The sequence below is a fragment of the Cyanobium sp. HWJ4-Hawea genome, from assembly GCF_024345815.1.
In the GTDB taxonomy this organism is placed as follows: Bacteria; Cyanobacteriota; Cyanobacteriia; order PCC-6307; family Cyanobiaceae; genus Cyanobium_A.
The window spans coordinates 1-11,736 of the sequence record NZ_JAGQBV010000058.1 but is presented as its reverse complement, the minus strand read 5'-3'; the positions used below and the strand labels follow the sequence as shown (position 1 = coordinate 11,736).

The 11,736-nt window shown below is 62.4% G+C and carries 10 protein-coding genes and 1 pseudogene; 2 read left to right on the top strand and 9 right to left on the bottom strand.

The window, feature by feature from the left end; all coding sequences use genetic code 11:
• Positions 1-159 precede the first annotated feature (159 nt).
• Positions 160-339, bottom strand: a complete 180-nt coding sequence (rpmF, locus tag KBY58_RS11225) for a 50S ribosomal protein L32 (protein WP_254933160.1) — start codon at positions 337-339, stop codon at positions 160-162.
• Positions 340-426: 87 nt separating this feature from the next.
• On the opposite strand from rpmF, the gene ftsH reads away from it, so the two are divergent.
• A complete protein-coding gene (ftsH, locus tag KBY58_RS11220; RefSeq protein ID WP_409995754.1) occupies positions 427-2,250 on the top strand; it encodes an ATP-dependent zinc metalloprotease FtsH in 1,824 nt (607 codons plus the stop codon).
• 4 nt (positions 2,251-2,254) lie between these two features.
• Here the strand turns inward: ftsH and KBY58_RS11215 are convergent, their stop codons facing one another.
• The 3 genes from KBY58_RS11215 to thrC are packed head-to-tail and all read right to left on the bottom strand — an operon-like array spanning position 2,255 to position 4,827.
• A complete protein-coding gene (locus KBY58_RS11215) occupies positions 2,255-3,223 on the bottom strand; it encodes a cupin (RefSeq protein ID WP_409995753.1) in 969 nt (322 codons plus the stop codon).
• 14 nt (positions 3,224-3,237) lie between these two features.
• Positions 3,238-3,513, bottom strand: coding sequence for a MoaD/ThiS family protein (locus KBY58_RS11210; RefSeq protein WP_254933161.1), 276 nt, complete (start codon positions 3,511-3,513; stop codon positions 3,238-3,240).
• A 54-nt stretch (positions 3,514-3,567) separates the two neighbouring features.
• Entirely contained in the window at positions 3,568-4,827 is a 1,260-nt protein-coding gene (thrC, locus tag KBY58_RS11205) for a threonine synthase (RefSeq protein WP_255004407.1), read from the bottom strand.
• 263 nt (positions 4,828-5,090) lie between these two features.
• Between thrC and KBY58_RS11200 the strand changes: the two genes are divergently transcribed.
• Entirely contained in the window at positions 5,091-7,838 is a 2,748-nt protein-coding gene (locus KBY58_RS11200; protein WP_255004406.1) for a UPF0182 family protein, read from the top strand.
• Positions 7,839-7,942: 104 nt separating this feature from the next.
• Here KBY58_RS11200 and fba read toward each other — a convergent pair whose 3' ends face one another.
• The 5 genes and pseudogenes from fba to KBY58_RS11175 form a co-directional block, all read right to left on the bottom strand.
• The gene (gene fba, locus KBY58_RS11195; protein WP_254933164.1) at positions 7,943-8,992 is read right to left on the bottom strand and encodes a class II fructose-bisphosphate aldolase; all 1,050 of its coding nucleotides are present in this window, start codon (positions 8,990-8,992) and stop codon (positions 7,943-7,945) included.
• 52 nt (positions 8,993-9,044) lie between these two features.
• A complete protein-coding gene (locus tag KBY58_RS11190; protein ID WP_255004405.1) occupies positions 9,045-10,145 on the bottom strand; it encodes a Gfo/Idh/MocA family protein in 1,101 nt (366 codons plus the stop codon).
• Entirely contained in the window at positions 10,142-10,519 is a 378-nt protein-coding gene (locus tag KBY58_RS11185; protein WP_255004404.1) for a hypothetical protein, read from the bottom strand. Before KBY58_RS11185 ends, KBY58_RS11190 begins: the two co-directional genes overlap by 4 nt.
• Complete coding sequence (gene accD / locus KBY58_RS11180; RefSeq protein ID WP_255004403.1) at positions 10,519-11,394, bottom strand: acetyl-CoA carboxylase, carboxyltransferase subunit beta; 876 nt, start codon at positions 11,392-11,394, stop codon at positions 10,519-10,521. Before accD ends, KBY58_RS11185 begins: the two co-directional genes overlap by 1 nt.
• 39 nt (positions 11,395-11,433) lie before the next feature.
• Positions 11,434-11,736: pseudogene (locus KBY58_RS11175) on the bottom strand (prepilin peptidase); the annotation flags it as partial.

Genomic DNA, 11,736 nt, shown 5'->3' with positions numbered 1-11,736 from the left:
GAACTGGATGCCCTGGTGCGCTCCAGCCTGGCCTCGCTGCCACCGGTTCTTTACCAGGATCCGCTAGTTGCCGTAGCAAAAGCCTCCGCCCAATTGGATGGACGGAGGCGTTGCATTGCGATCAGCTAGTTCCCTAACTGAATTTCAGAAATAGGTGCTTCAGCCTTCGCCGTCGTCGTCCCCGTCCTTCATCGGATAAATAAAGCCTTGGGCTCTGCCGCTAAGCACGGCCTTGCCGATCGAAAGGGCCTTTTGGGCTGCCACTGCGGCCTTGCCTTTCCAGGTGGCATGGCGCTGGTTGCGCTTGCCCTTCGATGTTTTCTTCTTGGGGACAGCCATCCCAGTTATTTAGCAACCAAGCAATGATCTTCCGCTGCAGCGTGGCCATCCGTCAAATCGCTAAGCTCCGCTCAAAGTTTCTTTCCAGTGAGCGGCAGCCTTTCTCCTGTATCGAATGGCTCCCCTCCCGCAACGAAGGGCCCCCTTCAACGGCCGGCTAACCCCGCTGAGGTCTCCTACAGCAGCCTGATTAAGGCGATTGGCCAGGGCCAGGTAAAGGATCTGGAGCTGTCCCTGAAGCAACGGGAGGTGCAGGTGCGCTTCAGCGATGGCCGTAGGGCCAGCGTGCCCGTCTTCAGCAACGACCAGGTGCTGTTGCGCACGGCCCAGCAGGCAAAAGTGCCCCTCACCGTCCGCGACGACCGCCAGGATGCGGCCGTGGCAGGTCTGGTGGGGAACGGCCTGCTGGTTTTGCTGCTGCTTGGTGGCCTCACCCTGCTGATCCGCCGTTCCGCCCAGGTGGCCAACCGGGCCATGGGCTTTGGCACCAGTAAGGCCCGCGTGCAGCCCGAGGGCGGGGTGCCGGTTCGCTTTGAAGATGTGGCAGGTATCTCGGAGGCCAAGGAGGAGCTGGCCGAGGTGGTCACCTTCTTGAAGTCGCCTGAGCGATTCACCTCCGTGGGCGCAAAGATCCCCAAGGGCGTGCTGTTGGTGGGCCCACCGGGTACGGGTAAAACCCTGCTCGCCAAGGCGATTGCCGGTGAGGCGGGCGTTCCCTTTTTCTCGATTTCCGGCTCGGAATTTGTCGAGATGTTCGTGGGGGTCGGCGCCTCAAGGGTGCGGGATCTGTTCCGCAAGGCCAAGGCCAAGGCACCCTGCATCGTCTTTATTGACGAAATTGATGCGGTGGGCCGCCAGCGGGGCGCCGGTATTGGCGGTGGCAACGATGAAAGGGAGCAGACCCTCAACCAGCTGCTCACCGAAATGGACGGTTTTGCAGACAATTCCGGTGTGATCTTGCTGGCGGCCACCAACCGGGCCGACGTGCTCGATACGGCCCTGATGCGGCCGGGTCGATTTGACCGCCGCATCCATGTCGACCTGCCAGATCGCAGGGGCAGGGAAGCAATCCTGGCGGTTCATGCCCGCACCAGACCCTTGGCCGAGGAGATTTCCCTGGCCGATTGGGCCAGCCGCACCCCGGGCTTTTCCGGGGCAGATCTGGCCAACCTGCTCAATGAGGCGGCGATTCTCACGGCCCGTTGGCACAGGCAGTCGATTGACGCCGAAGCCCTCAATGGAGCCCTGGAGCGGATCACCATGGGCCTGGCGGCCTCACCGCTCCAGGACAGTGCCAAAAAGCGACTTATTGCGTACCACGAAGTGGGCCATGCCCTGCTCACCAGCCTGGTGCCCCACGCCGACAAGCTCGACAAGGTGACCCTGTTGCCCCGCGCCGGCGGGGTCGGTGGTTTTGCCCGCACGATGCCGGATGAGGAGATCCTCGATTCGGGACTGATCAGTAAGGCCTACCTGCGGGCCCGCATGGTGGTGGCCCTCGGGGGCAGGGCTGCGGAAATCGTGGTTTTTGGACCTGCTGAGGTGACCCAGGGGGCCTCCAGCGATTTGGAGATGGTGGCGCGCATCGCCCGGGAGATGGTTACTCGCTACGGCTTTTCAAGCCTGGGTCCGGTGGCCCTGGAGGGGGATGGGGCCGAGGTCTTCCTGGGCCGCGACTGGCTGAGGAGTGAACCTGGCTACTCCAGGGAAACCGGCAACCGAATAGATGGCCAGGTGCGTCAACTAGCAGTAGATGCCCTCGAGCAGGCCCTGGCCGTGCTCACACCACGCCGCGCCCTAATGGACGCCCTGGTTGAGCGCTTGATTGCTGAGGAAACAATTGAGGGGGATTCATTTCGCGCCTTGCTAGGGCAGCACGAGGCCTTGGCCCAGGTGGTGGTTGGAGTTTGAGGGCTCAGGCGAAGCGGATATCGAGGCTGCGCAGGTAGGTCATCAGGCCCGCATCCTGGATGGGCAGGAGATAGGCAGTGCTGCCGCTTTCATTCACATGGGCATGCCAGTGGCCAGGGGGAGTGATGAAGGCACCTCCGGCCTGCCAATCAATTCGCTTTGGATCCCGGATGGAGCCGTCGGCCTCCAGCTCCGTGCCCACCAGGGTGTAGCAGCCTGGCTCGCACTCGGTAATCAGATCTAGGGCCACCGATTGGTGCCGGTGGGGGGCCTGGCTGGCGCCGGCAGGCACCATGCCAAACATCGCCCAGAGCACGTGCGTGACCGTGCGGGTGTTGGGCAGGTCGCTGTTGGCAAGCAGCAGGCTGAGGCGATTACTGCGGGCGCTGCTGGGATCGGCCGCCAGCTTGAGGAGCTCTTCCTTAAGCCAGGTACCGGGGTAATAGGTGGTCTCAAACCTGGGCAGGCTCGGCACCACGCCGAGGTAGTTGAGTAGGGGAGCGTCGTGCACCCAGTACAAAACGCTGGTGCTGTCTGCTTCCAGTAGGGGCGCCGCCCCCGCCGGCAGCACGAACAGATCACCCTGGTTCCAATTCAGGCACACAGGTTCGCTTTTGGCCTCACCGGGGCGTCCGCACCGGCCACTGCCGGAGAGCACAAAGAACAGCGAGCTGGTGGCATTGGCGGCGGCTTTTACCGCCTCGCCGGCATCTAGACGGATGAAGTGGGCCGCTAACCCTGGACTGGTGGCCGGTCCAGCCGCACCAAGCTCGGCACTGAGATCGAGGGGCAGGATGGCGCTGGAGCCTGAAGCATGGAGCTCGGGCCCCCAGGAGTGGTAGGGGATTGGATCGCTCAGGCCCCGGCGCACCGGATTGGCGGCCTGGCGGTAATCAAACAGCAGGGCCTTGCTGTCGTTGTTGGGGTGGATCGCTGCCGAACACACCATCGGCTGGGGGCCAGGATCTGCCATAGAAATTGGCTTCCTCAACCCCCAGCTACGGCGGGAACAATGCTCACCTCATCACCATCGGCCAGGGGGGTGGCCTGGTTATCGAGGAAGCGGATGTCTTCGCTGTTTACATAGACATTCAGGAAGCGGCGCAGCTTGCCCGCCTCGTCACAGAGCCTGCCCTTGATGCCGGGATAACGGGCCTCCAGGGCATCCAGCAGGGCGTCCACGCTGGTGGCCTCGAGTTCGGCGCTGGCCTCGTCGTTGGTGAACTTTTGGAGGGGGGTGGGGATCAGAACCTGAACGGCCATTGGTTTTAGTTAGGGCGTAATTAGAGGCAGGTGGGGGTAAGCAGCGGCTTGGTCCTAATGGCTTGCCTGGGCCTTCTGCCAGGCGGCCTTAAAGCTGTCGAGCTGGGCTTCGATTAGGTAGGGCTCACCAATGGAGCCGGCAATCGCTTCAGTGGTTTTGAGGCCGTTGCCGGTGATGTAGGCCACGGTAGTTTCATCGGGATTGATCTTGCCCTGTTCCACCAGCTTTTTCAGCACGGCAATAGTTGTGCCACCGGCTGTTTCGGTGAACACACCCTCGGTTTCGGCCAGCAACTTGATTCCTTCGATGATTTCGCCGTCGTTGACGGCGGCAATCGTGCCCTTGGTTTTATTGGCGATGTCGATGGCGTAGGGGCCGTCGGCGGGGTTGCCAATCGCAATCGACTTGGCGATGGTGTTGGGCTTCACCGGAGTGATGAAATCTCGGCCCTCGGCAAAGGCTTGGGCGATGGGGCTGCAGCCCTCGGCCTGGGCGCCGCTGAAGCGCACGGACTTCTCTTCCACCAGGCCCACCTTGATGAATTCATCAAAGCCCTTGCGGATTTTGGTGAACAGGGAGCCAGAAGCCAGGGGGGCCACGATGTGGTCAGGCAATTGCCAGCCCAGCTGCTCGATCACCTCATAGCCCAGGGTTTTGGAACCCTCGGAGTAATAGGGACGCAAGTTGATGTTTACAAAGCCCCAGCCAAAGGTGTTGGCCACCTCTGAACAGAGGCGATTTACCTGGTCGTAGTTGCCATGCACCGCCATCAGGGTCGGGTTGTAAACCAGGGTGCCCAGCACCTTGCCCAGCTCCAGGTCGCTGGGGATAAACACACAGCACTCGAGGCCGGCGTGGGCGGCGATGGCGGCCGTGGAATTGGCCAGGTTGCCCGTGGATGCACAGCTCACCGTGGTGAAGCCCAGCTCCTTGGCGCGGGTGAGGGCCACGGAAACCACCCTGTCCTTGAAGGAGAGGGTGGGCATGTTTACGCCGTCGTTTTTGATGTAAAGGCTTTTGAGGCCAAGGCGCTTGGCCAGGTTGTTGGCCTTCAGCAGGGGGGTAAAACCAGTGCCCACATCGATCGGATCCCCCTCGATGGGCAGAAAATCCCTGTAGCGCCAGATCGAGGCGGGGCCGGCTTCGATCGTGGCGCGGCTGACCCGATTTTTGATCGCCTCGTAGTCGTAGACGACCTCCAGGGGGCCAAAGCAGACGTCTTCACAGACGTGGCGGGCCGTTGCCTCGTAGGGATGGCCGCATTCCTTGCAGCGCAAGCCAGTGAAGGTGGAGCGAGAAAGGGTGGCTGTCACGGTCACGCCTAGCGATACCAGACCTTAACAGCGACTTTTGATCCGCCCGCTAAAAGCCGATCTGCGAAATCGGGATTTATTTGGATGGTTTTGTTTGGGGTCTGCGGCTGCCCCTTGCGCAGACGCAGCTCCTGCTTAGGGTCGGCTATAGAAGCGCTGCAGGCATTTCCTTGGCTCCTCGGCAGTCCCCCCGATTAGGCGTCCGCTCCGGGGCCGGCCTTGGGCTTGCTGGCATTGCGCCTGTTGCCTGGCTTTGCCTTGGATTGGCGGTGGCATTGGGCCTGTTTGTGCTGGCAGGACGCCTCAGTATTGAGTGGCAGTGGTTTAGTGAATTCCAGGCCCAGGGCATGCTTTTGCGCCGCTGGCTGCTGCAGCTGGGCGCATTTGTATTGGTGATGGGCCTGGGGGTTCCCCTGCAGCTGCGGCAGCTGCAGCGCTGCTGGCGATTACGGCTCGAGGCATCTCGTAAGCAACTTCCCAACTCACCCCTTTTCCCCCTGGCGCGCCTGGGCTTGATCGGGCTGCTTCTGCTGCTGCTTGCCCTTCTGGCCGGTTGCCTCACCTATTTGATGGTGCAGGCCCAGGATTTGATTGCGGCACCCTTTAGCGGCCAGGTGATCACTGGCATCCCGGTGCTCGCCGACCTGCCCCCACTTTTATTGGTGGGTTTGGCGGCCGGCCTGGTGCTGCCCCTGTTGCGGTGGCCGCTAACGACCCTGCGGATTGCCCTGGCGGCGGCCCTGGCCGGTTCAGCGACGGCCCTGGCCCGGGGTTGGAGCCTCTGGCTGCCTGCCCTTTTGGCTGTGCCCTTTGGCCAGGCCGATCCGATTACGGGTCTGGATATCAGCTTCACGGTGCTGCAGCTGCCAGCCTTTCGCCTGTTTTTGAGCGTGCTGCTGGCCCAGGGACTGGTGGGTTTTGCTGCTTGCCTCTGGCTCACCTTCACAGAGGGCAAAACCCTCTCCGAACTGGCATTTGTGGGGCTGAGTAGGGCCCAGAAAAAGGTCCTGCAGCCCCAGCTGGCCCTGCTGGCCCTGGCGGCGGCCCTGGGCACGGCGCTTGCCCCCTTCGCCCTGATGGTGGAGGGCAGTGGGGTGGCCAGTGGGGCTGGTTTTGTCGATCTGCACGTGCGCCTGCCCCTGCGCCTGCTGTTGGCCCTGCTCCTGGCCCTCACCGCCGGTGGCCTGATGGTGCCCCTGCCTGGGGGCTGGTTGCGGCGAGGAATTTTGGTGCCCTTGGCCACCGCGGCAGCCCTGGTGCCGATCACCGAAGGGGTGGTGGCCCCCCTGGTACAGCGCCTGGTGGTGCAGCCGCGGGAATTGTTGCTGGAGACGCCATACCTCAAGCGCAGCATCAGGGCCACCCGGGAGGCATTTGGCCTCTCGACCATGCACAGCAGCGTGTTTGAGCCCCGCCAAAGGCTTACGCCTGGGGATTTGAAGCAGGCCTCCGGAACCATTGCCAATATCCGCCTCTGGGATAGCCAACCCCTACTTGCCACCAATCGGCAGCTGCAGCAGCTTCGCCTCTATTACAGCTTTCCCTCTGCGGCGGTCGACCGCTATCCCCTGCTCGGCGACCCCCAGCGCAATGGCTCCCAGCAGGTGTTGATTTCTGCCCGGGAGCTCGATACGGCTGCCCTGCCAAGGGGCTCAGATACCTGGCTGAACCGCCACCTGGTCTTCACCCATGGCTATGGCTTTACGGTCTCGGCCGTAAATGCAGCCGGGCCCGATGGTCTGCCCCTTTATTTCGTAAGGGACTTGGGTAATGGCGGCAAGGTTCAGGGCATCCCCCAGCTTGGGGTCAGCAATGGCCGTGCCCGGGAGGTCTTGCCGGTGGGCCGCCCCCAGCTCTATTTCGCCTCGGCCAAGGCCCCCTATGTGATCGCCCCCTCCCAGGTGCGGGAGTTCGACTACCCGGATGGGGATCTGAATGTTTATACCCGCTACGACGGCGAAGCGGGTGTGCCGATTGGAACGCCCCTACGGCGCCTGCTGGTGGCGAGCTACCTGGGGGAACCGCGCCTGTTGGCTAGTGGTTCGCTCAATCCCCAATCCAAGCTATTGATTCGCCGCCAGGTGAACCAGCGGCTTGCTGCCCTATTTCCATTTTTGCGCTTTGAAAGCCAGCCCTATCTCGTAACTGCCCGGGTGGAGCAGGGGGCGGGATACGTGGCGGGTCAGCACCAGTACTGGATGCTCGATGGCTTTACGACTAGCCGCAGCTATCCCTATTCCGATCCGAACCCGGCGGGAATTCGCTACTTCCGCAACCCCGTAAAGGCGGTGGTGGATGCCTTTAACGGCAGGGTTTGGCTCTATGTGAGTGATCCTGCCGATCCGATCCTGCGCACCTGGCGCCGCGCCTTCCCGGAGCTGTTTCAGCCCCTAACGGCCATGCCCAAAACGCTCCTGGCCCATATCCAGGTGCCCCAGAGCCAATTCAATATCCAGGCCGAGCGCCTACTTCGTTATCACGTCACCGACGTGCGCACCTTCTACAACGGCGACGACGTCTGGTCGGTGCCACTGGAGATCTATGGATCCAGCAATACCCCGGTGCGTCCCTATCACGTAACGATCCAGTTACCGGGCCAGAGCAACCCTGAATTTGTGCTGCTGCTGCCCTTCTCACCCCTCAAGCGCGCCAACATGGTGGGTTGGTTGGCCGCCCGCAACGACCTGCCGCACTACGGCCAGACCCGCCTGGTGCGTTTCCCCCAACAGCGCCTGTTGCTCGGGCCCCAACAGATTTCAGCCCTGATCGAGCAGGATCCGGCCATTAGCTATCAATTTGGGCTCTGGAACCGGGTGGGTTCGAAGCTGATCCACGGCAATCTGCTGGTTTTGCCCGTGGGTAAGGGTCTCTTGTATGTGGAGCCGATCTATTTGCAATCTAAAAACAATGAGTTGCCCACCCTGGTGCGGGTGGTGGTGACCGATGGGGTCAATTTTGTGATGGAGCGCAATTTGCAGGATGCCCTTAAGCGCTTGGCCAGCAGGCTTTAGCCCGGGTGCTCCCCCACCAGTGGGGACATAAAAAAGGGGCCCCTTAGGCCCCCGAAACTCAAATTTGCGAACTGCCCGTTTGCGAACTGCCCGCCTGCGTCTGATCAGAGAGCGCCTTTCTCGTAGAGACCGGCGTAGTAGTTGATGTCGCGCTGCTTGATCTTGCTGGCGTTGCCGGCACACCAGAACTGCTGGTAGCGATCCAGGCACACCTGCTTCATGTACTGGCGGGCAGGCTTGTTGAAGTGGCGGGGATCGAAGTTCGCGGGATCCTTGGCGGCAGCTTCCCGGACAGCGGCGGTGAAGGCCAGACGGTTGTCGGTGTCGATGTTGACCTTGCGCACACCGTTGCGGATGCCTTCCTGGATTTCTTCTACGGGCACACCGTAGGTCTCTGGGATGGCGCCGCCGAACTTGTTGATCATGTCCAGCCATTCCTGGGGAACGGAGCTGGAGCCGTGCATCACCAGGTGGGTGTTGGGGATGGCCTTGTGGATTTCGGCGATGCGGCTGATGGCCAGCACTTCGCCGGTGGGTTTGCGGGTGAACTTGTAGGCGCCGTGGCTGGTGCCGATGGCGATAGCCAGGGCATCCACCTTGGTCTTGGCGACGAAGTCAGCCGCTTCGGCGGGGTCGGTGAGCAGCTGGCTGTGGTCGAGCTTGCCCTCGAAGCCGTGCCCGTCTTCGGCCTCACCCATGCCGGTTTCCAGGGAACCGAGGCAACCCAGCTCGCCCTCCACACTGACGCCGATGGCGTGGGCCACGTCCACCACTTCCTTGGTGACGGCCACGTTGTACTCGTAGCTGGCAGGGCTCTTGGCGTCGGCCATCAGGGAGCCGTCCATCATCACCGAGGTGAAGCCGTTGGCAGCGGCGCCAAAGCAGGTGGCGGGGCTGTTGCCGTGGTCCTGGTGCATCACCACCGGGATGTCGGGATAGGTCTCAACTGCGGCCAGGATCAGGTGTCGCAGGAAGTTTTCACCTGCGTACTGGCGGGCACCGCGGGAAGCCTGGAGGATGACCGGGCTGTCGGTCTCCTGGGCGGCCTCCATGATCGACTGGACCTGCTCCAGGTTGTTTACGTTGAAGGCAGGAATGCCATAGCCGTTTTCTGCGGCATGGTCGAGCAGCAGCCGAAGCGGTACGAGCGCCATAGGAAATCCTCTGGGAGCAGGAGGGAACTGGCGGCGACTCTACGGGATGCCCCTAAAGGGTCTGGGTGTCGCCAAAGCCCTTGCGGGACCAGTCGCAACACCTCTGACTCAGGAATGCTTCCCCCAGCCCTGGCACCATCGGTCGCCCTTCCCTAATGGCGGCACTCCACCAGCCCTGGAGGCGCTCCACGGGGGCGATGCGCCCGTCCTCCCAGGTGCGCCCAAAGCGCAGGGCGGGATCGGCTTCCAGGGGGCGAAGGGGCTCTCCGTTTTGGGCTAGCCAGAGGCCGAATCCATGCACGTAATCGGCCTGGTTACTCGATCCGAGCACGGCCGTCGCCTCGCTGCCATATAGCTCAATCCAGTAGCCCCGGCCCTGGCGGGTGACGGCCCCGAGGTTCAGTTGGGCCGGAACCCTATGGCCCTGGCAGGTTTCCAGCTCCATTTGCACCAGGGCAATATCTTCCGCGTCCACCGTGGCCATCTGGCCGCCAGGGCCGGATGGCTGGGCATCTGGAATCGGTCGCTGGCGGATGGCGGTGTGGAGCTGGCTGCGCAGGCTGCTGGTGGGGCCCACCAACCAGTGCAGGGTGTCGAAGGCATGGGTGCCCAGGGACCCCAGTACGCCTCCCCCCTCACTGACCTGGGAATACCAGTTCCAGGGTCGACTGGCGTCGGCTCGGCTGCCCATCAACCAATCGAGTTTGACGAGGTAAAGCTCCCCGAGGGCACCGGATTTGACCAGGGCCGCAAGCTGCTGAAACAGCGGTACCGCCCGATATTCGAAATCCACCGCCACCGTGAGCCCTAGCCCGATGGCCAGCCGCTGCAGTTCTGCAACTTCCTGGCTGTTTAGGCCAACGGGTTTTTCCAGTAGCAGGTGCTTGCCGGCCTCCAGGGCCCGGCGGGCGAGCTCAAAGCGCGGGGCCGGTGGCGTGGCAATCACGATCGCTTCCACGGCCGGATCGGCCAGCAGGCCATCGAAATCACTGTGGCCAGGTAGTTCCTGCTGCCGGCAAGCGGATTCCAGCCGCTCTGGCCTGGGGTGCCATAGGGCCACGGGTTCGGTGTCGGGGCAAGCCCTAAGGGCAGCCAGGTGCACCTTTTCGCCAAAGCCGAGGCCGGCAACGGCAACTTTCAAGGGGGCGCTCATGCCGGCAGGGCAGCGCAGGAGGCTTCGATTACGCCGTTGATCAGGCTGTCCCCTGCCGCCGGCAGCCATTGGGCTCCGAATTGGGGCAGGCCATTGACGGATGTGTCGCGGTAGAGCTGCTGGCCGCAGTCGATCTCCATCACATAAAGATCACCCATGCGGGGCTTTTCCCCCTCCTTAGTGGCTGGCAGGAAGCGGCTCAACACCGATATGTAACCGTCTTTTGTGTTGCGCAGGCTGCCGCTATCCCACCACTGCTGGCCTTGATCGCTGGCGGGAAGCTCCTGCCAATTAACTGGTCCGGCCCAGGCGGGACTACCAGATCCAATTAGCAGCAGTAGGGCTAAAAGGGCGCTAGCAAGCAATTTGGCCATCAGGCGGGTACCAGTTGGCGACTGCCGTGCATTTTCAGCAGGGAGGCCAGGGTGGCCTTGAAGCTGGTGCGGGCCACGATTGCGTCGACAAAGCCGTGGTCCTGGAGATATTCGGCGGTTTGGAAGCCCTCCGGCAGCTTCTCGCGCAAAGTTTGTTCAATTACCCGCCTGCCAGCGAAGCCAATTAGGGCCTTGGGTTCGGCCAGGATTAGGTCGCCGAGCATGGCGAAACTGGCCGTTACCCCGCCGGTGGTGGGGTGGGTCAGCAGCGGCAAATAGAGCAATTCGGCTGCCTGGTGCCGCTGAAGTGCACCGGAAATCTTGGCCATCTGCATCAGGCTCAGCATGCCCTCCTGCATTCGCGCCCCACCGGAGGCACAGACGATCAAAACGGGATAGCGGCGGGAGGTTGCCTTTTCAATAAGGCGAGTCAGTTTTTCACCCACCACCGAGCCCATTGATCCGCCCATGAAGCGGAAATCCATTACGCCAAGGGCAAGGGGATGGCCGCTGCTCAGGCACAGGCCCGTGGTTACCGCATCCTTGAGGCCCGTGGTCTGCTGGCTGTCGCGGATGCGATCGGCGTAGCTACGGCGATCCTTGAAGGCCAGGGGATCGGTGGGCGACAACTCGGTATCAAGGGGCTCAAAGCTGCCTGGATCGGCGATCAGGCGGATGCGCTCTTCGCTGTCGATGCGGTGGTGATAGCCGCAGTTTTTGCAGACACTGGCGTTAGCCAGTAGGTCCTTGCGGTAAACAACCGTGCCGCAATCGGGGCACTTACTCCAGAGACCATCGCCCTCTTCAACCTCCTGGTTGATGCGCACCATGGGGGCATTCTTTTGGCGATCGGCAAACCAGTCGAATAGCGACAAGGGTATGGAGGCCTCGGGATCAATTCAATTTAGGCGCCCCTAGCCCACCATCCCCCATAGGCCGAGCCAAAACTGCGGGCCGCCTATCCAGACAACTATTCCCCCTGCAGTCAGGAAAGGGCCAAAGGGAAAGGGTTCCTTGGGGCCGAGTTTGCCGCTGATTCGGGCCAGACCCCCCACCAAGGCACCGCCAAAAACCGCCAGGAGCACTGTGGCCCCAAGGCCAGCCAGGCCCAGCCAGGCCCCCAGAAGGGCGGCCAATTTGGCATCACCCAGACCCAGGGCTGGTTTGCCCAGAAGGCGCTGAGCCCCCCGACTCACCAGCTCAAAACCCACCAGGCC